This window comes from Pontivivens insulae (assembly GCF_900302495.1).
GTDB lineage: Bacteria > Pseudomonadota > Alphaproteobacteria > Rhodobacterales > Rhodobacteraceae > Pontivivens > Pontivivens insulae.
In genome coordinates this window covers 423804-445664 of the sequence record NZ_OMKW01000003.1, presented here as the reverse complement: position 1 = coordinate 445664, position 21861 = coordinate 423804, and the positions used below count along the sequence as shown (strand labels likewise).

The 21861-nt window shown below is 61.4% G+C and carries 26 protein-coding genes and 1 tRNA gene; 17 read left to right on the top strand and 10 right to left on the bottom strand.

From position 1 onward, the window contains the following. The first annotated feature begins 36 nt into the window (after positions 1-36). From POI8812_RS12705 to POI8812_RS12695, 3 genes are read left to right on the top strand one after another with little or no spacing between them, the layout of a single operon-like run. The gene (locus tag POI8812_RS12705) at positions 37-696 is read left to right on the top strand and encodes a DUF2062 domain-containing protein (RefSeq protein WP_108782961.1); all 660 of its coding nucleotides are present in this window, start codon (positions 37-39) and stop codon (positions 694-696) included. Beyond that, positions 683-1426: a pyridoxine 5'-phosphate synthase gene (locus POI8812_RS12700; protein ID WP_108782960.1), complete on the top strand. Its 744-nt coding sequence runs from the start codon at positions 683-685 to the stop codon at positions 1424-1426. Before POI8812_RS12705 ends, POI8812_RS12700 begins: the two co-directional genes overlap by 14 nt. Before the next feature lie 24 nt (positions 1427-1450). Further along, a complete protein-coding gene (locus POI8812_RS12695; RefSeq protein WP_146186169.1) occupies positions 1451-1894 on the top strand; it encodes a hypothetical protein in 444 nt (147 codons plus the stop codon). 5 nt (positions 1895-1899) lie between these two features. Here POI8812_RS12695 and POI8812_RS12690 read toward each other — a convergent pair whose 3' ends face one another. Further along, complete coding sequence (locus POI8812_RS12690) at positions 1900-2913, bottom strand: LacI family DNA-binding transcriptional regulator (protein WP_108782958.1); 1014 nt, start codon at positions 2911-2913, stop codon at positions 1900-1902. Between the two features lie 91 nt (positions 2914-3004). Between POI8812_RS12690 and POI8812_RS12685 the strand changes: the two genes are divergently transcribed. The 7 genes from POI8812_RS12685 to recO all read left to right on the top strand — a co-directional run bounded on the left by POI8812_RS12685 (position 3005) and on the right by recO (position 8361). Then, positions 3005-4186, top strand: coding sequence for a phytanoyl-CoA dioxygenase family protein (locus POI8812_RS12685; protein ID WP_108782957.1), 1182 nt, complete (start codon positions 3005-3007; stop codon positions 4184-4186). A 73-nt stretch (positions 4187-4259) separates the two neighbouring features. Further along, positions 4260-4664, top strand: coding sequence for a holo-ACP synthase (gene acpS / locus POI8812_RS12680; RefSeq protein WP_108783227.1), 405 nt, complete (start codon positions 4260-4262; stop codon positions 4662-4664). Between the two features lie 60 nt (positions 4665-4724). Continuing rightward, on the top strand, positions 4725-5555 hold the full coding sequence (gene lepB / locus POI8812_RS12675; RefSeq protein WP_108782956.1) for a signal peptidase I: 831 nt from the start codon (positions 4725-4727) through the stop codon (positions 5553-5555). Next, on the top strand, positions 5552-6232 hold the full coding sequence (gene rnc / locus POI8812_RS12670; protein ID WP_108782955.1) for a ribonuclease III: 681 nt from the start codon (positions 5552-5554) through the stop codon (positions 6230-6232). The genes lepB and rnc overlap by 4 nt, the downstream gene beginning before the upstream one ends. Beyond that, positions 6229-7152 (top strand): GTPase Era, encoded by a 924-nt coding sequence (era, locus tag POI8812_RS12665; RefSeq protein WP_108782954.1) that lies wholly within the window; start codon positions 6229-6231, stop codon positions 7150-7152. The genes rnc and era overlap by 4 nt, the downstream gene beginning before the upstream one ends. Before the next feature lie 93 nt (positions 7153-7245). Continuing rightward, positions 7246-7575: a DUF1491 family protein gene (locus tag POI8812_RS12660; RefSeq protein WP_108782953.1), complete on the top strand. Its 330-nt coding sequence runs from the start codon at positions 7246-7248 to the stop codon at positions 7573-7575. A 54-nt stretch (positions 7576-7629) separates the two neighbouring features. Then, on the top strand, positions 7630-8361 hold the full coding sequence (recO, locus tag POI8812_RS12655) for a DNA repair protein RecO (protein ID WP_108783226.1): 732 nt from the start codon (positions 7630-7632) through the stop codon (positions 8359-8361). Here recO and POI8812_RS12650 read toward each other — a convergent pair. Together POI8812_RS12650 and POI8812_RS12645 are read right to left on the bottom strand one after the other, a co-directional pair. After that, a complete protein-coding gene (locus POI8812_RS12650) occupies positions 8358-8873 on the bottom strand; it encodes an META domain-containing protein (protein WP_108782952.1) in 516 nt (171 codons plus the stop codon). The genes recO and POI8812_RS12650 overlap by 4 nt on opposite strands. A gap of 60 nt (positions 8874-8933) precedes the next feature. After that, a complete protein-coding gene (locus tag POI8812_RS12645; RefSeq protein ID WP_108782951.1) occupies positions 8934-10574 on the bottom strand; it encodes an acyl-CoA dehydrogenase family protein in 1641 nt (546 codons plus the stop codon). A gap of 174 nt (positions 10575-10748) precedes the next feature. On the opposite strand from POI8812_RS12645, the gene POI8812_RS12640 reads away from it, so the two are divergent. Further along, positions 10749-11528 carry a sulfite exporter TauE/SafE family protein gene (locus POI8812_RS12640; protein WP_108782950.1) on the top strand — a complete coding sequence of 260 codons (780 nt, stop codon included), beginning with the start codon at positions 10749-10751 and terminating at the stop codon, positions 11526-11528. On the opposite strand, the gene POI8812_RS12635 is transcribed toward POI8812_RS12640, so the two are convergent. Further along, positions 11525-12997, bottom strand: coding sequence for a gamma-glutamyltransferase (locus POI8812_RS12635; RefSeq protein ID WP_108782949.1), 1473 nt, complete (start codon positions 12995-12997; stop codon positions 11525-11527). The genes POI8812_RS12640 and POI8812_RS12635 overlap by 4 nt on opposite strands. 58 nt (positions 12998-13055) lie before the next feature. Beyond that, complete coding sequence (locus POI8812_RS12630; RefSeq protein WP_108782948.1) at positions 13056-13733, bottom strand: histidine phosphotransferase family protein; 678 nt, start codon at positions 13731-13733, stop codon at positions 13056-13058. On the opposite strand from POI8812_RS12630, the gene POI8812_RS12625 reads away from it, so the two are divergent. From POI8812_RS12625 to POI8812_RS12615, 3 genes are all read left to right on the top strand, one after another. Next, on the top strand, positions 13732-13905 hold the full coding sequence (locus POI8812_RS12625) for a DUF3553 domain-containing protein (protein WP_108782947.1): 174 nt from the start codon (positions 13732-13734) through the stop codon (positions 13903-13905). The genes POI8812_RS12630 and POI8812_RS12625 overlap by 2 nt on opposite strands. A 132-nt stretch (positions 13906-14037) precedes the next feature. Beyond that, on the top strand, positions 14038-14817 hold the full coding sequence (gene olsB / locus POI8812_RS12620) for an L-ornithine N(alpha)-acyltransferase (protein ID WP_108782946.1): 780 nt from the start codon (positions 14038-14040) through the stop codon (positions 14815-14817). Beyond that, positions 14814-15650: a lysophospholipid acyltransferase family protein gene (locus tag POI8812_RS12615; protein ID WP_108782945.1), complete on the top strand. Its 837-nt coding sequence runs from the start codon at positions 14814-14816 to the stop codon at positions 15648-15650. Before olsB ends, POI8812_RS12615 begins: the two co-directional genes overlap by 4 nt. A gap of 4 nt (positions 15651-15654) precedes the next feature. On the opposite strand, the gene POI8812_RS12610 is transcribed toward POI8812_RS12615, so the two are convergent. The 3 genes from POI8812_RS12610 to POI8812_RS12600 all read right to left on the bottom strand — a co-directional run bounded on the left by POI8812_RS12610 (position 15655) and on the right by POI8812_RS12600 (position 17542). Further along, a complete protein-coding gene (locus POI8812_RS12610) occupies positions 15655-16269 on the bottom strand; it encodes a thiamine phosphate synthase (RefSeq protein ID WP_108782944.1) in 615 nt (204 codons plus the stop codon). A gap of 64 nt (positions 16270-16333) precedes the next feature. Next, on the bottom strand, positions 16334-16783 hold the full coding sequence (locus POI8812_RS12605) for a cupin domain-containing protein (RefSeq protein WP_108782943.1): 450 nt from the start codon (positions 16781-16783) through the stop codon (positions 16334-16336). A 6-nt stretch (positions 16784-16789) separates the two neighbouring features. Then, entirely contained in the window at positions 16790-17542 is a 753-nt protein-coding gene (locus POI8812_RS12600) for an alpha/beta fold hydrolase (RefSeq protein WP_162844910.1), read from the bottom strand. A gap of 60 nt (positions 17543-17602) precedes the next feature. Between POI8812_RS12600 and POI8812_RS12595 the strand changes: the two genes are divergently transcribed. Together POI8812_RS12595 and POI8812_RS12590 are read left to right on the top strand one after the other, a co-directional pair. After that, positions 17603-18409, top strand: coding sequence for an IclR family transcriptional regulator (locus POI8812_RS12595; RefSeq protein ID WP_108782941.1), 807 nt, complete (start codon positions 17603-17605; stop codon positions 18407-18409). Between the two features lie 75 nt (positions 18410-18484). Beyond that, a tRNA-Asn gene (locus POI8812_RS12590) sits at positions 18485-18559 on the top strand. Between the two features lie 15 nt (positions 18560-18574). On the opposite strand, the gene POI8812_RS12585 is transcribed toward POI8812_RS12590, so the two are convergent. Further along, positions 18575-19948 (bottom strand): FAD-binding oxidoreductase, encoded by a 1374-nt coding sequence (locus POI8812_RS12585; protein WP_108782940.1) that lies wholly within the window; start codon positions 19946-19948, stop codon positions 18575-18577. A 61-nt stretch (positions 19949-20009) separates the two neighbouring features. Between POI8812_RS12585 and POI8812_RS12580 the strand changes: the two genes are divergently transcribed. Next, a complete protein-coding gene (locus POI8812_RS12580; RefSeq protein WP_108782939.1) occupies positions 20010-20516 on the top strand; it encodes a thioesterase family protein in 507 nt (168 codons plus the stop codon). Here POI8812_RS12580 and POI8812_RS12575 read toward each other — a convergent pair. Next, on the bottom strand, positions 20513-21748 hold the full coding sequence (locus POI8812_RS12575; RefSeq protein ID WP_108782938.1) for an MFS transporter: 1236 nt from the start codon (positions 21746-21748) through the stop codon (positions 20513-20515). The genes POI8812_RS12580 and POI8812_RS12575 overlap by 4 nt on opposite strands. Positions 21749-21861 lie beyond the last annotated feature (113 nt).

Below are 21861 nucleotides of genomic sequence, written 5' to 3'. Positions count from 1 at the left end.
GGCGCGGATTGAAACCAACGGCCACTGACGGGGATTATGGTCTTTAAGCGACGCAAACCGCTGGGTTGGCTCGAATGGGCCCGCAATGGCCTTTGGCCCCGAGGGGGCTGGGCACGTGCGGTGGAATATATCGGGCACCGCCTGCGTCGCATTCCCGACAGTCCGCATAAGGTTTCTCTGGGTCTGGCCCTCGGCGTTTTCGTTACCTTCACGCCCTTCTTCGGATTTCACATCGTCGTCGCGATGCTGCTGGCGGTCCTGCTGCGCGGCAATGTGCTGGCCTCTGTGATTGGGACGTTCTTTGGCAATCCGCTGACCTTTCCGGCAATCGGCTATGTCTCTTTGTGGTTCGGCAGCATCGTCGCCAACGGACCGGCGCCGGGGAACTATGTCGAGGTGACCCACCGCTTCGCCGGGGCCTTTGTCGGGCTGTGGCGGTCGGTCAAGTCTTTGTTTGGATACAAAACTTCTTCATGGGATCTGCTATCAGACTTCTTTTTTGGCCTGTTCGTGCCCTATCTTATCGGTGGACTGATCCCCGGTCTGATCGCGGGTGTGACATCGTATTACGTGGCGCGCCCCATCGTCCGGGCCTATCAGCGCAGGCGACGCGAACGGCGCATGGCAAAGTTCGCGCGACGCGCAAAGGCCGCGCAGGCGGCACTGGCAAAGGAGTTGGAGCATGAGCGTGAATAAATTGCGTCTGGGCGTGAACATCGACCACGTCGCCACCGTCCGCAATGCCCGTGGCGGGGCGACACCCGACCCTGTGCGCGCGGCCAAACTGGCAGAGCGTGCGGGCGCCGATGGCATCACCGCCCATCTGCGCGAGGATCGCCGCCATATCGGTGATGCGGATATCGACGCGCTGATGGAGGCCCTGACCGTCCCGCTCAACTTCGAAATGGCCGCCACGGATGAGATGCAGGCCATCGCTCTGCGCCACAAACCCCATGCCGTCTGCATCGTTCCCGAAAAGCGGGAGGAGCGCACGACCGAAGGCGGGCTTGAGGTTGCACAGGATGAAAACCGCCTGGCCCATTTCATCGCCCCGCTGGTTGAGGCTGGTTCGCGCGTGTCCATCTTCATTGCCGCCGATCAGCGCCAGATCGAGGCGGCCAACCGCATCGGCGCGCAGGTGATCGAATTGCACACCGGCGCCTATTGCGACGCCCATGCCGAAGGCCGGTTTGAGGAACGGGACGCAGAGCTTGCCCGCCTCACCGAAATGGCCGCCTTCGCCCACGATCTGGGGTTGGAGGTTCACGCAGGCCACGGCCTCAGTTACGAGACGGTGCAGCCCATCGCAGCCCTTCCTCAGGTCATGGAGCTCAATATCGGCCACTTCCTGATTGGCGAGGCGATCTTTTCCGGTCTCGACGGGGCCATTGCCCATATGCGCCGCTTGATGGACACTGCCCGCTGATCCTTATCAGGCGAGAGGGGCGCTATGACTGTTTTGAGAAGCCTATTCGCGGCCATGCTGCTGGCCGCACCCGCGGCGGCCCAACATGCGGGGGACTGCGACACGTGGCAGGCCAACGCCCGCAATCTTGCCTGGCCGGGGGAGGAGGCGACCCGCGTGTTCGAAGATGGGGCGGTTCGCCTGATCGCGCTCGACACCGGTGAGCCTGCGGTCGCGTGGGCGCACCTGATGGTGACATGGGCCCCGATTGCCGGACCGGGTTCATTTTGCAGCCTGATCTCACTCAATGAACGCGGCCTCGGCTTTGCGGGAATGGTGTTGCCGGAGGTGTCGGTCGAGCGTCTCTCAGACACCCAATCCCAATTCACATTGCCCATCCAACGCCACAATCCCGACAGTGGGCTAAGCGATGACGCCGTGCTGCGCTTCACGCTCGATCGCGACCTGAACGAGATCGCAATCAACTGACAGGCCTAGCGCGGCGGGCAATTTTCCCGCGTGATAACCTGAACCGGTGACATCAGATCCTCTGGCTGACCTGCGACAAGGCGGTGATGGTGCAGGAACGCGCGAAAGACATTCTGCATGTCCGCTCGCAAATCGTGATGCAGGATTATGTCGATCGCACCCGATGCGATCAGGGCGCGATTGGCGCGGTCCAGATCGTGTGCGACAAACAGGCTCGCGTTCAGGTGGGCGGCGTCCATCGCGTCCAAAATCGCACGGTTCGCACCGCCCATAGAATAGACCCCGTGAACCGCGCCCACCTTGGCCAGTGTTGCGCTCAGCAGGCGTGCGGTTCTTTCATACACGCCACCACCCCCGGAAAAATCCAGCACCTCCACACCGGGCGCATAATGCGCGAGGGCGTCGCGGAAGGCCGTCAGCCGTTCTTCCTCGCCAGAGAACTCGGCCCCACTGCGCGTTGCCAGAACCCGTGCGCCTTGCGTCAACTTCAGCCCCATCAGCAAGGCGGCCGTGCGCCCGGCACTGGCATTATCGACCCCGACATAGGCCACGCGCCCGGTGACATCGGTGACCAGTGCGACCGTCGGAATGCCAACCTCGGCAAGCCGGGCAACAGCGGCGCGGATCGGCGCACTGTCCCGCGCCTTCAGACACAGCCCATGGCTGCCACGGCGTGCGATCCGGTTCAGCGTGGCGACCACCTCCTCATCACTCATCGTCTCCGCCAGTCGAAATCGCGCGCGGCACACGGCGGCGCTGATCTCCGGGGTGACCGTCTCGACGGCTGTCTTCACCTCTCGGCTGAACCTGTCCGGGGCCTCCATGACAAAATCGAAGAACATGCGCCGACCCCGCGCTGCCAACAGCGATTCCTGCGCTTCGAGTTCTGTGATGGCTGCGGTCACCCTCGCCTTGGTCTGGGCGCTGACATGGGCACGCCCATTCAGCACCCTGTCTACTGTGGCCGGGCCAACACCGGCCTGCCGGGCAATCTCTTTGATCGGGAAGCGGTGGGTCATTGATGTGTTTTTGATGCGTTTTGCCGATCTTCGCAAGCGTTCCAGCCGCTAGGCTTCTCTCAACAGCACGACAGTGGATGAGGATAGCGCGATGCTCGACGATCAAACCCCCAAAACCGGCTATTTCGACGCAGAGGCCTGCGACCTGTCAGAGTTTGAAGCACTCCTCGCTCAGACCACCGCCACTGACAGCGTTCCACATGCCACGGACGTCCAAGAAAACGTGCCGATCTACGATATGGGTGCGCTGCGCGACCATTTGAGCGACCTTTCTGCCCGTAGAACCCTCATGGCCGAATGGGCACAGGTCCTGCGATACGGTGCGGGGGCGCTCGTTCTTAAAACGGCCTATTCGGACACTTCACCGATTGATGCAGCGACGGTCGCTTACGACGCTATCATCGCGGCAGAAAAATCCGGTGACGGCGGCGGGGCCGATCACTTCGCTGCCTCGGGCGCAAATGATCGCATCTGGAACAGTCTGCAAAAGCTCTGCGAATATGATCCCGAGACGTTCCTGCACTACTTCGCGAACACCTCCATCGATGCTGTGTGTGAGGCGTGGTTAGGGCCAAACTATCAGATGACGGCCCAGATCAACCTGGTTCATCCCGGCGGTGCGGCCCAGCAGGCTCATCGCGATTATCACCTTGGCTTTCAGACGGCAGAGGTTAGCGGGGCCTACCCCGCCCATGTCCATGACCTGTCGCCTGTAATGACGCTGCAAGGCGGCATTGCCCATTGCGACATTCCGATTGAGAGTGGTCCGACAAAACTGCTTCCGTTCTCGCAACTCTACCGGCCGGGATATGCAGCATGGCGCCGCGCCGATTTCCGGGCGGTGTTCGAAGAGCGATGCATCCAGCTGCCGCTGTCAAAGGGGGATGCCGTGTTCTTCAGTCCCGCGCTCTTTCACGCCGCAGGCTCGAATTCGAGCGCCGACATCCACCGCATGGTGAATCTGCTACAGGTGTCGTCGGCCTTCGGACGCGCGATGGAGGTCGTGGACCGCACCGGTATGTGCAAGCTGCTCTACCCCCATGCGCTGGCCGCCCTTCGGTCTGGCACGCTGGCCCGCGCGGAACTGGATGCTGCAATATCGGCTACGGCGGAGGGCTATTCCTTTCCGACCAATCTCGACCGCGATCCGCCCACAAACGGATTGGCACCTCAGACCCAGCAGGCCGCTTTCCGCTCGGCCCTGAATGAAGGGCTAGAGGCCGATGCTTTTGCCGCTCGGCTCGACGAAATGGATGCGCGGCGCCGACCCTGATGTCTGCAAAACCGGTGTACAGGTTGTGCACGCTTTGTGTACGGGTTGTGCACACCGTTTTTGGGAGCTTTTCGTGATCATCGGCATCGGAAATGACCTTGCGAATATCGAGCGGATCGGCCGCACGCTCGACCGGTTTGGCGACCGGTTCCGCGACCGCGTCTTCACAGAACTAGAGCAACGCCGCTCCGAAAATCGTGCCAATACGGTCGAAAGTTATGCCAAGCGCTGGGCCGCGAAAGAAGCCTGTTCCAAGGCGCTTGGAACAGGGCTGCGCATGGGCATCGCATGGCGCGATATGTCCGTGCGAAACCTGCGCACCGGCCAGCCCGTGATGGAGGTGACCGGCTGGGCGAAAGAGCGTTTGGACAGTCTAACCCCCGAAAATCACGAGGCAATTATCCATGTCAGCCTGACGGATGACCATCCTTGGGCCTCCGCCATCGTTGTGATCGAGGCGCGCCCGATCCCGGATTGACATTGCGCGCCCCGAAAGGGACAAGACCCTTGTATTTCTGGGCTCAAGGATCGTTGGCACATGGCGAAAGAAGCGGAAGGCGGGTTTCTCGACACCCTCAAGACCATATTCTGGGCGCTGCTGATCGCGGGCGTCTTGCGCACGCTGTTGTTCCAGCCGTTCTACATTCCGTCCGGATCCATGAAGCCGACCCTGCTGATCGGTGACTTCCTGTTCGTCAACAAATTCGCCTACGGCTACTCCGCGCATTCCTGCCCAACGTCGCGTATGTGCCCGTTTTCAGGGCGTATTTTCGGGTCGGAGCCTGAGCGTGGTGACATTGTCGTCTTCGCGCATCCAGAGACGAATGTGGACTATATCAAACGCGTGATCGGTCTTCCGGGCGACACGATCAGCATGTCGAACGGTCAGATCATCCTGAACGGAGAGCCGCTCTCGCAAACGCCTGATGGCGTGTTCACGGAGCTGCGGATCGCGCAGCGCGGAGGCCAGCCGCCCTCTTGCTCAAACGGGGTCGTCGCCCTTGGTGCGGAGTGTGAAAAAGCTCAGTTTGTTGAAACCATTCCCGAAGGACCGGACCATCTGATCCTCGATACCGGGCCAAGAGGGTTTGACAATACAGGCACTTACACAGTGCCTGAGGGCCATTTCTTTTTCATGGGCGACAACCGCGACAATTCTGTGGACAGCCGCTTCTTCAGCCGCTCGCAGTTCAACGAGTTCCGCGCAAATCTTGATGGTGAGATCGAGAGCGCGCCGGGCGGTGTAGGTTTCGTGCCATTTGAAAACCTGATCGGACGCGCCAATTTCGTTCTGTTTTCATCTGGCGGGTCCAGCATGTTTGCATTCTGGACGTGGCGCGCGGATCGTTTCTTCGAGTGGGTTGAGTGACACTGAAACCGGAACGTGAGGCGCTGCAAAAGGCGCTGGGATATCGCTTTCGCGATGGGGCGCTGCTGGACCGCGCCCTGACCCACGCAAGCTTGTCCAACGCCGCACGTCCTGACAATCAACGCCTTGAATTCCTTGGTGATCGGGTCCTGGGGCTGATCATCGCAGAAGCTTTGTTGCAGGAAGACAAGTCCGCGGATGAAGGCACGATTGCCCCGCGGTTCAACGCGCTCGTCCGAAAGGAAACCTGCGCCGCCGTTGCTGAAAAGATCGGCTTGGGTCCGGCACTTGCGATGGGCCGGTCCGAGGCGCAGAGCGGCGGTCGGCGCAAGACGGCCCTTTTGGGCGACGGGATGGAGGCGTTGATCGCAGCCATCTATCGCGATGCGGATTTCGCGACGGCGCGGGATATCGTTCTGAAACTATGGGCAGAGAAGATCGCCTCTGCCGATGAGGATGCACGCGACGCGAAGACCACGCTGCAGGAATGGGCGCAGGCGCAGGGCCAGCGCCCACCACGTTATCAGGTTGTGGAGCGCTCGGGCCCCGATCACCGCCCTACTTTTACGATTAGCGCGACGCTCGACAGTGGGCAATCCGCGCAGGGTAAGGCACATGCCAAGCGTGAGGCAGAACAGATTGCAGCCAAAGCGCTGCTAAAGGAGGTCACGCAATGACCGATACATCTACAGACAGCACGCGCGCCGGATTTGTTGCACTGATTGGCGAGCCGAATGCCGGCAAGTCGACGCTGACCAATGCGATGGTGGGCGCCAAGGTTTCCATCGTTACGCACAAGGTTCAGACGACGCGGGCGCGTATCCGTGGTGTCGCGATGGAAGGCGACAGTCAGATCGTATTCGTAGACACGCCGGGTCTTTTCCGCCCGCGGCGTCACCTGGATCGGGCGATGGTTGCGGCGGCGTGGTCTGGTGCTGCGGATGCCGATATCATCGTATTGCTGGTGGAGGCGCATCGCGGTCTGACCGATGGTGTGCAGGCCATTCTGGACGCGCTGCGCGAGCGTGAGGTCGATCCTTCGCGTGTCGCCCTTGCTATCAATAAGATCGACCGTGTGCCGCGTGACAAGCTTCTGGGCCTGACGGCGAAGATGACGGAGGCATTCGAGTTCAGTCAGGTTTTTATGATCTCGGCTGAGAAGGGATATGGCGTCGATGACTTGCGGGTCTGGTTGGCAGAGCGCCTGCCCAAGGGGCCGTGGCTCTACCCCGAGGATCAGATTGCGGATCTGCCCATGCGCATGATTGCGGCTGAGATCACGCGAGAGAAGCTGACCCTGCGCCTGCATCAGGAATTGCCCTATCAACTGACAGTCGAGACCGAAAACTGGGAAGAGCGTAAGGATGGTTCGGTCAAGATTGACCAGGTCATCTATGTTGCTCGGGATGGTCATAAGGGGATCGCGCTTGGGCCGCGTGGTGAGACGATCAAGCAAATCTCCATGGCTGCGCGCGAGGAGCTGGCTGAATTTGTCGGGCGCAAGGTGCATCTTTTCCTGCAAGTGAAAGTGCGCCCGGGTTGGTTGGAAGAGCGTGAGCGCTATTCCGAAATCGGCCTCGACTACAACGATGGGTGAGCGGCGCCTCGGAAACGCTCCAGTGGAGCGTTTCAGCCGCGAACGCGCTGTCGGCTTGGTCAATCCTTCTCCAGCCCCCTTACGGGCAGCAGCGTGACTCCCCGTGTGACATCGGAATTCTGGGTGTCGGCTTATCTGGCGCGCCTGCGCCTGTTCGATATTCCGGCCTTTGTTGTTGCCAAGGGAGACCCTACGGCGGGGGCCGTGATTGTGAAACTGTCGACGCTCGACGGATCGGCAAAGGCCTTTCATCGAACCTATGACCTCGACTTCAACCGCATCTGGGCCGAGTTGGCCAATGGTGCGGATCAAGAGGTTGAGGCGGCTTTGGCTGCCCAGCGGGCCACCGACCCGGACCTCTGGGTGATCGAGGTTGAGGACCGTGCCGGACGGCATTTGCTTGACGAAGAGGGGCTGGGTTGAGGCACAGTTGTCTCATGACCAAGTGCCCGTTCCCTGACGAGACTAGCATCCATGATTGAATGGCGGGCAGACGGGCTGCTTCTCTCCGTGCGGCCCCATGGCGAGGCGAGTGCGATCATCAACGTGCTAACGCGCGAAAGGGGGCGTCATGCAGGTGTTGTGCGCGGTGGCCAATCGCGCAAACGTGCCCCTCTGTTGCAACCGGGCGCCCAGTTGGATGTAACGTGGAAAGCGCGGATTGAGGATCATCTGGGCAGTTTCACGTTCGAGCCGCTGCGCTCCCGCGCGGCAATGTTGCTTGAGGATCGGGCGGCGCTGGCGACGCTCAGCGCGGTCTGTGCGCTCGCTGGCGCATGTTTGCCGGAACGCGCACCGATGCCGGATGTCTATGACCGCACTGTGGCGCTGTGCGATGCGCTGTGCACCGGGCAGGATTGGCCTGCGCGGTATGCGCTTTGGGAGTTTGCACTGCTTGGCGATCTTGGCTTTGGTCTATCGCTGGACCAATGCGCGGTGACTGGCGCGAGACAGGGCCTGCCATATGTCTCTCCCCGCACGGGTCGTGCGGTGAGTGCAGAAGGGGCAGGGGAATGGGCGGATCGGCTGCTGCCCTTGCCGGGCTTTCTGCGGGGAGATGATCACGCCAGTGCACAGGACGTGAAAGATGCGCTGCGTCTGACGGGACATTTCCTGCGACAGCGCGTCGTGCCCACGCTCAGAAGCTCTGGCCCGATTGATGCACGTGATGGGGCTGAGCGTGCGATCGTGCGCCTGCTGAGCAATTAGGTGGCAGGCGCTGCCTCCTCTACCACCGGTTCTGGGTCCGGGGTGACGTCGATGGCGATGAATTCCAGCAGAACGCGGCCCTGAAGGTCGCGCATCAGCAAGGTGCCGTCCTCGATGCGGGCAGAGCGGGTCAGCAGCATCGCGTCTGCAATCTCGGTCTGGATCGCCCGGCGTTCGCAGGTTGGCATATTGGGCACGATGAAGGTCTCAAGCACGAAGATGTCACCGGTGCCCAGATAGTTGCCGCGCATGCTTTGGCAGGGGCCATCGCCGCTCAACACTCCACCACCCAGATTGACCTCCATCACCCGGCCCACGAGCCTGCCGTTCAGAACGGCGAGGGACCAATCCACCTCCCCAATCGTGCGGGGGGCGAGGGGACGGGCCGCGAGTACCGGTGCCGGTTCGGCCTCGGACGGTGTGATGTTGAGGAACGGATCGACACGCTCGATTTCGGGCGAGGCGCAGGCCGCAAGGCCAGCGATAAGGCAGAGGGGAAGGATCGGGCGCATGTCAGGTTCCAGTCTTGATTGGAATGACAGCTAGCCCAACCGCTTCCCCCCGTCCAGCATTCAGCCCTTGGCTGCGATGTCGAGCAGGCGGCGCGCAACGACATGCGCCTGAATTTCGGCTGCACCCTCAAAGATGTTGAGGATACGCGCGTCGCACAGGACACGGCTAATGGGATACTCCATAGCAAAGCCGTTGCCGCCGTGGATCTGCACGCCGTTATCCGCGCAGGCCCAAGCGACGCGGGCGCCCAAGAGCTTGGCCATGCCTGCTTCAAGATCGCAGCGGCGGTCGGCATCCTTCTCACGTGCGGAGAAATAGGTGAGCTGACGCGCGATCATGATCTCAACAGCCATCATTGCGAGCTTGGACTGAACGCGCGGCTTTGTGGCCAGCGGCGCGCCGAAGGCCGTGCGGTCGAGTGCGTAGCGCAGGGACAGGTCGAGCGCATTCTGCGCCACACCGATCGCGCGTGCAGCGGTTTGGATGCGCGCGCTTTCGAAGGTCTGCATCAGTTGGCGGAAGCCTTTACCCTCTTCCCCACCCAGCAGCGCCTCGCCACCCACTCGGTGATCGTCGAGCGCGAGGGTATATTCCTTCATCCCGCGATAGCCGAGCACCTCGATCTCACCGCCGTCGATTGTCGCGTCCGGGAAGGGCTGTTCATCCGTCCCCCGCGTCTTGGGCGCGAGGAACATGGAGAGGCCCGCGTAGTTGTCCGTGCCCTCAACCGTGCGGGCCAGGACTGTCATCAGGTCGGTGCGGCCGCCATGGGTGATCCACGTCTTGTTTCCGCGCAGGATCCAGTCATCACCATCCTTGATACCGCGCGTTTTCAGCGCGCCAAGGTCCGAGCCGGTATTGGGTTCGGTGAAGACAGCCGTGGGCAGCGTTTCGCCGCTAGCAAGTTTCGGCAGCCATTCCGCCTTCTGCTCGACCGTACCGCCGCACAGGATCAGTTCTGCCGCAATCTCGGACCGCGTGCCCAGCGAGCCGACGCCGATATAGCCGCGGCTCAGCTCTTCAGAGACCACGCACATTGCGGTCTTGCCAAAGCCGAAGCCGCCGTGCTCCTCAGGGATGGTCAGACCGAACACGCCAAGCTCGCTCATCTCCTCGATGATGCTCATCGGGATGAGCTCATCTTTCAGGTGCCATTCGTGGGCGTGGGGGATGACCCTATCATTTGCGAAGCGTCGGAACTGGTCGCGGATCATCTCAAATTCTTCGTCGAGGCCCGTCGCGCCGTAGGACGCAATACCCTCGCGCTCGGTCATCAAGTCCGTCAGGCGGGCGCGCGCGCTTGCCGTGTTGCCTCTGGCAAGATTTGCGACGGATGCCGGTGTTTCGAGACCCAACTCGCTGATGCGGAAGATTTCCCCTTGGCTCATCGGGATGCCACCGGCCAGCTGGGCTGCATATTCACCGAAGGCAATTTGCAGCAGCAGCGCTTCCATTTCGCCAAACAGGTCGTCAGAGCCCAAACGCTGGGCCCAGTCCGCCATCTGGGTCAGCGCCTCAACATAAGTCGCGACCCAGGCGACGCCGTGGGCTGCGTATTGTTCGGCATCCACCGAGCTTTCTGCCACGCGCGCAGCCAGTGCCGCCACGGCATCGGATTTGAGGGTTGCGAGCGCGTCTACCGCCGCAGTCACATCGGCGAGCAGTCGGGCGGTGTCGTTGCCTGGAACCATATCTTTCATCGCATCCTCACATCACAAATGTCGCAGCGCGGAATCATGCTGCATTTGCGAGGGACACTAGGGCCGGCATGGCAGAGCGTCAATGCTGGCGGCGCAACAATCATGCGCATTGGTTCAAAATGTAGCACCTTTATTAGCGTTGCGTTACGTCAGTTCTGGGCGCATTGAGTGGGTATGAGTTTCTTTGCCCCCGTTTTTGCTGAATTTGATCCGCTGAGCCTGATCTTTGCGGCTGCTGCGATGTTTGTTGCAGGTATCATCAAGGGGGCGGTTGGCTTTGCTCTGCCAACGGTGGCGATCAGCGGGATCGCGTCGATCATGCCTGCAACCGTGGCCATTGCCGGCATCATGCTTCCAGCGCTTTTGACCAACTTTTGGCAAGGATTGCGCAATGGTCCGCGCGCGGCGGTGGCCAGCATTGTGAAGTTTGGGTGGTTCATTTTGGGCATTGTCGGAATCATGGTGCTCGTCGCGCCCCTGGTCGCGATCCTGCCCGCAGATGCGCTGTTTCTGGTCCTGGGGTTCGGGATTACCGTCTTTGCCGTGATCCAGCTGGCTGGCTGGAGACCATCCGAGCAATTTGCAGCACGCCCGCGTGCCGCTGTCGCAGCGGCAGTGACAGCCGGAGTATTTGGTGGCCTGGCAGGTGCAACGGGTCCGGCGGTTGTTTTCTATCTTCTGGCGCGGGGCCTAAAAAAGGTTGAACAGGTCCGCGTGCAGGGGCTGATCTTTTCCCTAGGGCTTGCTGCAATCTCACTCGTGCACGGGGCGACGGGCGTGCTTGACCGGCTCACGCTGCCGCTGTCGGTTCTTCTGGTTGTCCCTGCGATCGCCGGCATGACGGTGGGGCTGTTCATACAGGATCGGCTGGATCAGGAGACGTTTCGGCGGGCGACGTTGATCGTGCTGGTCGTGGCGGGATTGAATCTGCTGCGGCGCGGCCTGATCGGTTAGGAGCGGGAGAGCGCTGTGCCCTCTCGCCGCGGGTCGGCGGCGGCCTCGACCTGGCGGCCGGTGCGGTCGCGGCGCACCGCGTGGACGCCGCCGAAATACATGCTGGGCTCTTTCCAGTGGAGCATCTCTGGCCATGCATTGCGCAGGGCCACCAGTTCACCTTCAGGCAGCGGGGCCTCGGCGTCGAGGTGGGATGGTATCCCATCGACATGTAGGCGTGGCGCCTCTATGGCCTGTTCCAGACGCATGCCGTGATCCAAGAGGTTCAGCGCGACATGGGTGAGCGCGCTGCGAATACGGTTGGAGCCGCCGGACCCCAGCAGCGAAACTCCACCATCAGCACGGCGCAGCGCGGTAGGACACATTGCGGATGTCAGCCGGGTGTTGGGTTGCCATCCCTCGATCCCGCCGGGCACGACATCCTCCTCCCCCAGCATGTTATTCGGCATGATCCCGGTTCCTGGAACCAGAAGACCTGCGCCCGTTCCGTTGGACAATGTCAGCGCTGCCCCGTCGCCCTTCTGGTCGATGACAGAAATATGGGTCGTGCCCGTTTGCCGGATGCCACCCCGGCTCAACGTTCTGCGCAGCTCACCCAGCACGGCAGAAGACGTGTCGATTTCCCCCTGGCTCCTGAGTTCATGGATTGCGGCGAGGCAAGCCGCCCGCTCGACCGGGTTGGCGCGATGCGGACACAGCATGAGGGCCAGGGCGATCTGCGTACCGCCGATAGACGGGGCGGGGTTGAGCAGGATCTCTGCATCGCCCCGCTGAACGTTGAGAGGCGTGCGATACTGTGCCGTGTAGCGCCGCAGATCATTCAGGGTCAGATGGCTTCCGTCCATCTGGCAGAGCGCCTGGCCGACCTCTCCATCCACAAAGATGCGGTGACCTTCGATTGCAGATACTTCGAGCACGTCAGCCAGCGCGGCATTGTGCATTTGTGTGCCGGCGGGACGGAGTTTCCCATCCTCGGCATAGAGGGCTGAGATTCCTGTACTTGCGGTGAGGATCGGGGCGACGATGCTGTTCAGCCGGGCCTGAAAAGGTGTGAGGGTGAGGCCGTCGCGGGCGGCTTTCACCGCGGGGGCGGCAAGTTCGGTCATGGGAATGCGACCTCTGGCGGCATGCGCGTCGAAAAGCGCTGGCATCAGGCCAGACGCCGCGACTGTGCCCGCGCCGATATGAAAGGTCTGCGTGCTGGTACCGAAATCCGCCTCAATGGCCCGGATGTCTTGATCGGAGCGGGCGCGCATGGGTGTCTGGACAAACGCATCGAGCATCCGCGCCTGCCCGTCCCGCGGCACATGCAACAGGAAGCCACCGCCCAAAGGTCCGGCCAGCACCGGTTCTGCGACGAAGGCCATCAGTGCTGCTGCGATGCAGGCGTCGATTGCCGTTCCTCCAGCCTCCAGCACATCGAACGCCGCTTGCGAGGTTTTGGCATGTCCTGTGGCAACAGCGATCATAGGGGCCGGTCCTGCAAAAAAGTGTTTGTGCCGGAGGTGGCAGAGCCGTGCGGCCGCGTCAATCGGGTCGGCGGGCCGCCACGGTCAGTTGGTCGCCGCTGCTGGACCAGGCCAGATGCCAGCCAATGCGTTCAGCTGCGATATGTGCGAAGGCGAAGTGGACCTGTCCCGGGGCTGGCAGGTGCGATGGGCCGTCCGCGTCCAGCCAAGCCCATACATCCGCGTCAATCCGGGGACGTTCAGTGACGGCTTTCAGGGTGATCCCTTCAGCATCGTGCCGCACCTCCAACGTGCCACCGCGCGCCATCGCGCTTTCCGCGCACATCACCAGCAGCAAGAGCAACTGCCCCTCCGGCTGAGGCAGCGCGGTCTGATCAAGGTGCCAGTCGAGGGACAGTCGGGGTCGGGACAGGGCCGTCTTGCAGCATTCGTGCAAGTGCGCGGCGTCGATGGCCGCCCCTTTATGCGGGCCGAATGCGACACGGAACATCCGCATGCGCAACGTGGCGGTCCGGGCGCTTTCAGCGATCATTGCAAGATCTGCGGGCTGCGGGGCCGCGCCCAGCGAGCTGATCAGTTCCACACCGTTGTCGACCGCGCCGACCGAGCTGACCAGATCGTGGCAAATGCGCGCTGTCACAAGCGCTGCGAGGTCGGATTGTTGCGGCTCTGAAACGGACATGGCATCCAGTGCGTTGATGGGTGAGACACGAACAGTAGCAAGGGCGACAGACATGAACGAGTTCCTCGAACCAGGTGCATTGGTGCGCCACCCGGATCAGCCGGATTGGGGCGTCGGTCAGGTCCAGTCGGTCATCGGCGATCGGATCACCGTCAATTTCGAACATGCAGGCAAGCTGATGATCGACGGCTCGAAGGTGATTCTCCGCCAGGTTCACGACTTGTAAACCATACCGCTTTCTGGCCCCAAATGAGTTAACAAAGCGTAACTGCCGGCATTTCATTGCCATTTGCGGCACGGACCCATAGATTTGCGTTCGCTCCGCCACCCGGCACATTCTTTGCCTGTACTGGATTTCATGCAGATCACCGCTTCGTCTTTCATCGTCCGCCTGGCCCAGACCGATGACGATATCCGTGCTGCCCAACGTCTGCGCTATGAGGTGTTTGTTGAGGAGATGGGGGCGACGGTCCCGGACGAGGATGCAAAGCTTCGTCTGGAACGTGACAGGTTCGATCCCTATTTCGACCACTTGCTGTTGATTGATCCTGACAGGGCCGGGGACGACTTGCGCGGTGTCGTAGGCGTCTATCGTCTGATGCGAAATGATGCGGCGCGGGCCGGGATCGGTTTTTATGGGCAGTCCGAATATGATCTGTCCCCGCTGTTGGGGCCCGATCGGAAGACATTGGAGTTGGGACGGTCTTGCGTGCACGCCGACTATCGCGGAGGCATGGCCATGCATCTTCTGTGGTCGGGTCTCGGGGACTATGTGGTCGAGCACGGGATAGAGGTTCTCTTCGGTGTTGCGAGCTTTCCGGGAACTGATCTGGACGCTTTGGCTGCGCCCCTTTCATTCCTGCATCACAATCACCTTGCCCCGGCTGATCTGCGCGTGCGTGCGCAACCGGACCATTTTGCACCGATGGATCGTGTGCCCGTTGGTGAAATTGATCGGCTGGCCGCTCTGCGGGCCATACCGCCACTCATCAAATCGTATTTGCGCCTCGGCGGTTTTGTGGGCGAGGGGGCCTATGTCGATCACGGCTTTAACACCGTTGATGTCTGCCTGTTGATGGATACAGCCCGGATGACGGCGAAGGCGCGCGAAGTCTACTCTCGTGGCGCGAAGTCATGAGCGTGGAGATTTTTGAGGGCGAGCCACCACCACCGCGTCCGCGGCCTCCGTTGGGGCCGTTTGGCTATGGCCTGGCGGTTCTTCGGCTCGTGCTGGGCCTGCTGTGGTTGCTGATCATGGTGTTGATCTATGCGCTGCTTAAGGGCGTTGAGCCTGTGTTGGGCGGGGCGAAACCTCGCTATGCGGTCATGCGCCTCTGGGCGCGGGGCTGCCTTTGGCTGTTTGGAATTCGACGCGTCCTGCATGGAACACCTCTAAAGCGCGGTGGGGCCTTCGTCGCCAATCACGCAAGCTGGCTCGATATCGTCGCTTTGTGCTCAATCGGGCAGGTCGCGTTCCTGCCCAAGGCAGAGGTCGCACGTTGGCCTGTCATCGGATGGTGTGCAAAGCTGATGGACGCTCTCTTCGTCGAGCGGAAGTCAACTGCGGCACGGCGTCAGCAACAGGATATGGCCGAGCGGATCGCAAAAGGTCAGCAACTGCTTTTCTTCCCGGAAGGTACGAGCACGGACGGGCAGCGGGTTCTGCCGTTCAAATCATCTCTTTTCGCGGTCTTCTTTAGCCCAGACTTTGCCGACACCGTACCGGTACAACCCATCGCACTGGCGTGGAACCCGGCAGAGAGGCTTCCCGCCTCTCTCTACGGATGGTGGGGGGACATGGAATTGGGCCCGCACATTTGGGAGATCCTGACGCTGTCATACGGGGGGCAGGTTCATCTCACGTTTTCAGAACCTTTGCGGGCCACGGATTTCGCGGATCGCAAGGCCCTCGCATTAGAGGCGTGGCGCGAGGTTGATGCAGGCTGGTCCGCGCATAAGCGACAGGCTTAAGGCGCTATGCGATCAGGTCCGCCAGTGCGGTAGCAGGATCGTCTGACGCCCAGATTTCGCGCCCAACCGCCCAGAAATCCGTGTGATCGCGCAAGGAAACAATGGTTTCGCGGGTGAGGCCGCCTTCGGCAACCACCGGCACTTCGATCATTTGCGACCACCATTGGAACAATTCTGCGTCTGCGACCTCGCCTTTGCCCAACAGGGGATCCGGCGTCATCGGTCCAAATGCGACATAGTCTGCACCGGCCTCCCCAGCATTCATGCCGGCATGGCGCGAGTTCTCGCAATAGCAGCCGACAATGGCATCGGAACCCAGGTCAGCGCGTGCGTCGCGAAGCGAGCGGGTCCCATCCGTCAGGTGAACGCCATCCAGCCCGTGATGGCGCACAAGCCGCCAATGGTCTGTGATCACGAGCGCCACATCGCGGGCATGGCACATATCTCTCAAGCCGTCGGCGGCCCTTCCAATTTCTGCCGCGTCAGTGCTGGCCAACGCCAAGCGCACGCACGCGACATCATGCGCCGCCAGAACCGCTTCAAGCTGTGTTTTAAAGGTGGAAAGCTCGAAACGGTCGGGCGTCACCAGATAGAGCTGCGGCTGTTCCGTTTCGGCCATGTTCCATTCCTTCGCTGACGTGCTGCACAGATAGACCTAAGGCCGCAGCGCCTCAATCCCTCAGTTATGCCCCCGCCCTACGCGGTGTCGGTCTCCAGTCAGGTGGCGCAAGCTCGAATCCGTCAAACTCGAACCCCGGACTGACAGTGCAGCCGACAAGTGACCATGCGCCGACAGAGGCTGCGGATTGCCAATGTCCCGCAGGCACCACGCATTGAGGGCGTTGGTTTTGGGTAAGGTTGGGGCCAAGCATATGCGCCTCGGCGTCATGCCCATCCGCTGAGATCGACAGGACAAGTGGCGCGCCACCATGCCAGTGCCAGATTTCGGCCGCATCGACCCTGTGCCAGTGGCTGTATTGATCAGCCTCCAAAAGAAAGTAGATCGCCGTGCCCCGTGATCTGCCATCTGCTGTTACGGCTGGATCACGCCACGTCTCGACATACCACCCGCCCTCTGGATGAGGCTGCATGCCCAATGTCTTGATGATGTCTGCGGCGGTCTGCTCAGCCATGGGTTCCTACTCCAATTCCAGATCGTGACCCGTGTCAGCGATGAAGGTGTTGAGAGCGTGCGAGAAGCGATCCTGTGCGTCCAGTAGGGGAAGATGTCCAGCACCGCGCAGAACCTGAAATTGGGCGCCTGGAATCGTGTCGATCAATTCGCGCAACAGATCCGGTGGGGTTACCCGGTCACGCGCACCAGCAAGCCCCAGGACAGGCAGCCGCAACCGTGCTGTTGAGGCCCGAAGGTCTGTTTCTGCGATGGCCAGCGCAAGGCGCTGATAGGCAATGGGTGAAAACGCGTTGTCGCAGACTTCCCCCAGTCGCCTGCGCTCGGTATCAAGCCATGACGGGGAGCCCGCGGCAAGCGCACGTTGCTGCCACGTGTCGGGGGCGTCGAGCTTTCCACCTGTGTTGGTCAGCGCGAGCGCCCGGACAAGGGCGGGGTGTTCCGCGGCCAATCCCTGGGCAAGCAAACCGCCAACGCCGCAGCCCACCAACAAAGTGTCGCGTAGACCAGCTCCACTCAGCGCCTGTGCCGCGCGGGTGACCGCGTGTCCAAAATGCTCACCAGCGCCGAGCGGTTCGCTGTCACCAGCGCCGGGTAGGGTCAGGGCAACGTGCCGCAGCGGGCTGCGCGATGCGAGTGCGAGGGTTGCGAACCGTTTAGGCGATTCCAGAATTTCCGGCAGGTACACCACTGCTGGGGCGTCGCGTGGTCCCTCATCCAGACAGATCAGTGAGGCGGCGGCATCATTTGGGATCAGCAAGGCGACCTCCTGCGACGACTTGTCTATTTCGTTGGGGGGTTTTGCGCTTAATGTCGCCCCATGACAACCGCGACAAGCATGGGGACGCCGGACGTCTCGGAAAAGGCAGGACAGGTGCGCGCTGTGGTGCGCGCCCTTTCCTTGCTGCGCGAGATTGCGGCGAGTGAAATTGGACTGAGCCTGACAGCCGCTGCGGAGAAGACCGGGTTGCCCGCCTCCACAACCCATCGTCTGCTGACGACGATGGAGGCTGAACGGTTCGTCAGGTTCGACGCGGTGACAGGTCTTTGGCATATTGGCGTTGCATCCTTCACCACGGGAGCAGCGTTTTCGCGGACCCGTGACTTAGGGGCGCTGGCAAAGCCCTATCTGCGCCGCCTTGTTGATCAAACAGGCGAGACAGCAAACCTCTTCATTGAGGCGGGCGGGTATGTTGTGTGCCTCGACCAGGCTGAAAGCCGCCATACGATGCGTGCGATCACGGCGATCGGTGGGCGGATGCCCATGCATGCGTCCGGTGCAGGCAAGGCAATGCTGAGCCGCATGCCAGCGGATCGGCGTGACGCAATCCTGACACGCCTGCCGCTCACCGCATTGACGCCCAAGACGCTGACTTCGGCGCAAGACTTGCAGGCCGCCCTTGAGGCTGCGCGCCAGTCCGGGGTAGCCCACGACGATGAAGAGCATGCCGAAGGTTTGCGCTGCGTTTCTGCGGCCGTTCTGAACGAAGACTCCCGTCCGGTTGCGGCAGTTTCGGTATCGGGACCGGTGGCCCGGATCACCCCGGAACGACTGGAAGAACTGGCCGATCATGTGCGCGCCGTGGCTGCCGACATCACCCGTGAATTCGGTGGACGCCCGGTCTGAAAAAAATTCGTCGAAAACCGCTTGCGGCCCCCGGTCGCCTTTGTTAGATCACCGCCAGTCTCATCGAGACCCGGTTCCGGCGTAGCTCAGCGGTAGAGCAGTTGACTGTTAATCAATTGGTCGTAGGTTCGATCCCTACCGCCGGAGCCAAAATTCTCTCATATCTCAATTGACTGCCACAACCTTGCCAGGGTTGAGGATGTTTTGTGGGTCCAGGGCCTGTTTCAGGGTGGCCATCACCTGCCAGGCGTCGCCGTGCTCCTGGGTCATGTATTTCATTTTCCCGACGCCGACGCCGTGTTCTCCCGTCACGGTTCCGCCAAGGCGCAGGGCACGCTCGGCCATCTGATGGGCCAGGCGCTTGGCTTCCGCAAGCTCGCCGCTATTTCCGGGCTCGATCAAAAGTGCGGCGTGAAAATTGCCGTCGCCGACATGCCCCAGAATCGGGCCAAGCAGGGGAGAGGCTTCGATATCGGCGGTGGTCTCCGTCACCGCTTCAGCCAGGCGGCTGATGGGAACACAGACATCCGTCGTTACGGCCTGACATCCCGCGCGCAGGGCCTTTACCGAGTAGTAGGCGTTGTGGCGGGCGTGCCAAAGCCGGGCCCTTTCGGCATGATCAGTGGACCAATCAAAGGCGCTGCCGCCAAACTCCGCCGTGATCTCTCTCACTGACTCGGCCTGTTCGGCGACGGCAGCCTCTGACCCGTGAAACTCCATGAAAAGATGGGGTGTCTCTGGCAAAGCTCTATTGTCTGCACGGTTTACGGCACGAATGCAGGCCGCATCGAGAAATTCGATGCGGGCCATCGGTACGCCCATCTGCATCGTCGTCTGGACCGCGCCCACGGCACTTTCGATGTCAGGGAAGGCGCAAATCGCCGAGGCGGCGGCTTCTGGCTGTCCATGCAGGCGCAGCGTCAGTTCCGTGATGATGCCGAGCGTCCCCTCGGACCCGATCATCAACTTTGTCAAATCGTAGCCCGCTGACGACTTGCGGGCGCGACTGCCGGTGCGAATAATCCGGCCGTCAGCGAGGACAACCTCCAGCGCCATTACGTTCTCGCGCATCGTGCCATAGCGGACGGCGGTTGTGCCCGACGCCCGTGTCGCCGCCATGCCGCCAAGCGTTGCATTCGCGCCGGGATCGACGGGGAAAAACAGGCCCGTCGCGCGCAGCTCGGTATTCAGGGCCTCTCTCGTACAGCCAGGCTGGACGCGAACATCCATATCCTCGGCATTGATCTCGATCACTTTTGTCATCTCGCCCATATCGAGGCTGATGCCACCGCTCAGCGCCAGTGCGTGCCCTTCAAGCGAGGTGCCCACGCCCCACGGAATGATTGGACAGCCATGTTCGGCGCAGATCCGTACGATCCTGCTGACCTCCTCTGTTGAACGGGGGGCGAGAACGGCATCGGGCAGGACTTCATCGAAATAGCTCTCGTTGCCGCCATGCAGAACGCGCGCGCTGTGTCCTGTCTGGACACGGTCACCAAATTGCTTGGCAAGGGCTTCGAGTGCGGTCTCTATGGTCATGGTTGGCCTCCTGTTGCCCGGAAAGTGGCGGAGTGTGCTGGCCAAGTAAAGGAATGCTGCCATGACACATGCACCCTCCGGTCACGACGGGCCCTACGACGCGCCAGTTGAAAGTCCGTCACGCGAGGTGCCCGCCGAATGGATCGACTATAACGGGCACGTGAACGTGGCCTATTACACGATGGCGATCGATTGGGGGGCCGATCACCTGTTCGATGATCATCTCGGTCTTGGTGAGGCCCATGCGAAGGTTAACGGACAGGGGCCGATGGTCGTGCAGTTGCATGTCCACTACCTTGGCGAAATCCTGAAGGGAGAGCGCTTCACGGTGCGGGGACTCTTGCTCGACTGGGACCAAAAGCGCATCCACTGGTGTGCCCAGATCTGCGTTGATGGGCAGGTCCGCTGCGTTGCCGAGCAGATGACCGTGAATGTCGATCTGACGGCGCGGCGCACAGTGCCCTATCCCGATTGGGCACAGGCACGGTTGGCCAGAATGCTTGAGGATCATGCTGACATTCCCCGACCGGCCCAAATCGGCCGGGGGCTTGAGATCAGGCGATCCTAGGCAGGCAGCGCATCGAGGCGTTTCTCGCGGATCGGCAGGTGGACAAGGGCGGAGAATGCTCCGACACCGACACCAATCCACCACACCGCGTCGTAGGTTCCGAACCGGTCATAAAGCGCCCCACCTAGCCACACGCCAAGGAAGCTGCCCAACTGGTGAGAGAAAAAGACGATGCCGTAGAGCGTGCCCATATAGCGCAAGCCATAGATATGGGCGATCAGGCCCGAGGTCAGCGGCACTGTGGCCAGCCAGAGCGATCCCATCGTGATGGAAAAGACGATCACGGTCAGTGGCGTCATCGGCATCAGGATGAACAATGCGGCCACGATTGTCCGTCCCGTATAGATCCCGGCAAGCAGGTATTTCCGACTGTATTGAGCGCCCAGTCGACCTGCAAGGATCGTGCCTGCGATGTTGGCGATGCCAATCAGGGCGATGGACCACGCGCCCAGGGTTCTGGTGTCTGAGATGCCCATGCCGTCCAGAAATCCGCCCGGTGCGATTGGGCCGCAAACCTCTGCGACAAAAGCGGGGAAATGCGCAGTGACAAAGGCGAGCTGATAGCCGCAAGAAAAGAAGCCAACGAAGATGAGTGTATAACTCGGATCGCGAAAGGCCCGCCGCAGCATCTGCCCCATCGTCTCCTCCATGGCGGATTGGGAGGCAGGGGCAGGCACCTTCATCAAAGGCAGGAATGCCAGCGCTGCCAGGATCAGCGCAGCAAAGATCAGGAAAACCTCTGCCCAGGTCATATAGGCCAAGAGGGCTGCCGCGACCGGCGGCCCGATCACTTGCCCTGCGGACCCGGCCGCCGTCGCGATTCCCAGCGCCATAGAGCGATGTTCGTCCGCCGTTGCCCGCCCGACGACGGCCAGAATGACGCCGAAGCCTGTTCCGGCGATGCCAAAACCGACGAGGATTTCAAGAAGCTGCATCTGGCCGGGTGTCACGGCATAGGCTGAAAGAGCCAATCCGACGGCATAGGTCAGCGCGCCCAGAATGATGGCCTTTCGGTCGCTGAACCGTTCACCGATCGCCGCAAAAATTGGCTGACCGATCCCCCATGCCAGATTCTGGATCGCGATGGCGAGAGAGAACTCGGCCCGTAACCAGCCGAAATCTTCAGCGATTGGTATCTGGAACACCCCGAAGCTGGCGCGAATGCCAAAGCCGATCAGCATGATCAGCGAGCCACCGATCAAAACGGGGGTAATAAGGCGCGATTGGGTCATCTCATTCTCCTGCGCCATTGACGCTAAAGTGCTGAGTTGGGCACGTGCAATCATCGAATTGTACCCTGATAGACTGAAGCGAGGGGACTGGCTCTCGCCAGAATTGCTCTGTA

Bases quoted from the DNA above. Each gene is read 5' to 3' on its own strand.
- POI8812_RS12705 (WP_108782961.1), top strand. From the start codon at position 37: ATGGTCTTTAAGCGACGCAAACCGCTGGGTTGGCTCGAATGGGCCCGC.
- POI8812_RS12700 (WP_108782960.1), top strand. From the start codon at position 683: ATGAGCGTGAATAAATTGCGTCTGGGCGTGAACATCGACCACGTCGCC.
- POI8812_RS12695 (WP_146186169.1), top strand. From the start codon at position 1,451: ATGACTGTTTTGAGAAGCCTATTCGCGGCCATGCTGCTGGCCGCACCC.
- POI8812_RS12690 (WP_108782958.1), bottom strand. From the start codon at position 2,913: ATGACCCACCGCTTCCCGATCAAAGAGATTGCCCGGCAGGCCGGTGTT.
- POI8812_RS12685 (WP_108782957.1), top strand. From the start codon at position 3,005: ATGCTCGACGATCAAACCCCCAAAACCGGCTATTTCGACGCAGAGGCC.
- lepB (WP_108782956.1), top strand. From the start codon at position 4,725: ATGGCGAAAGAAGCGGAAGGCGGGTTTCTCGACACCCTCAAGACCATA.
- era (WP_108782954.1), top strand. From the start codon at position 6,229: ATGACCGATACATCTACAGACAGCACGCGCGCCGGATTTGTTGCACTG.
- POI8812_RS12650 (WP_108782952.1), bottom strand. From the start codon at position 8,873: ATGCGCCCGATCCTTCCCCTCTGCCTTATCGCTGGCCTTGCGGCCTGC.
- POI8812_RS12645 (WP_108782951.1), bottom strand. From the start codon at position 10,574: ATGAAAGATATGGTTCCAGGCAACGACACCGCCCGACTGCTCGCCGAT.
- POI8812_RS12640 (WP_108782950.1), top strand. From the start codon at position 10,749: ATGAGTTTCTTTGCCCCCGTTTTTGCTGAATTTGATCCGCTGAGCCTG.
- POI8812_RS12635 (WP_108782949.1), bottom strand. From the start codon at position 12,997: ATGATCGCTGTTGCCACAGGACATGCCAAAACCTCGCAAGCGGCGTTC.
- POI8812_RS12625 (WP_108782947.1), top strand. From the start codon at position 13,732: ATGAACGAGTTCCTCGAACCAGGTGCATTGGTGCGCCACCCGGATCAG.
- POI8812_RS12630 (WP_108782948.1), bottom strand. From the start codon at position 13,733: ATGTCTGTCGCCCTTGCTACTGTTCGTGTCTCACCCATCAACGCACTG.
- olsB (WP_108782946.1), top strand. From the start codon at position 14,038: ATGCAGATCACCGCTTCGTCTTTCATCGTCCGCCTGGCCCAGACCGAT.
- POI8812_RS12615 (WP_108782945.1), top strand. From the start codon at position 14,814: ATGAGCGTGGAGATTTTTGAGGGCGAGCCACCACCACCGCGTCCGCGG.
- POI8812_RS12610 (WP_108782944.1), bottom strand. From the start codon at position 16,269: ATGGCCGAAACGGAACAGCCGCAGCTCTATCTGGTGACGCCCGACCGT.
- POI8812_RS12605 (WP_108782943.1), bottom strand. From the start codon at position 16,783: ATGGCTGAGCAGACCGCCGCAGACATCATCAAGACATTGGGCATGCAG.
- POI8812_RS12595 (WP_108782941.1), top strand. From the start codon at position 17,603: ATGACAACCGCGACAAGCATGGGGACGCCGGACGTCTCGGAAAAGGCA.
- POI8812_RS12585 (WP_108782940.1), bottom strand. From the start codon at position 19,948: ATGACCATAGAGACCGCACTCGAAGCCCTTGCCAAGCAATTTGGTGAC.
- POI8812_RS12580 (WP_108782939.1), top strand. From the start codon at position 20,010: ATGACACATGCACCCTCCGGTCACGACGGGCCCTACGACGCGCCAGTT.
- POI8812_RS12575 (WP_108782938.1), bottom strand. From the start codon at position 21,748: ATGACCCAATCGCGCCTTATTACCCCCGTTTTGATCGGTGGCTCGCTG.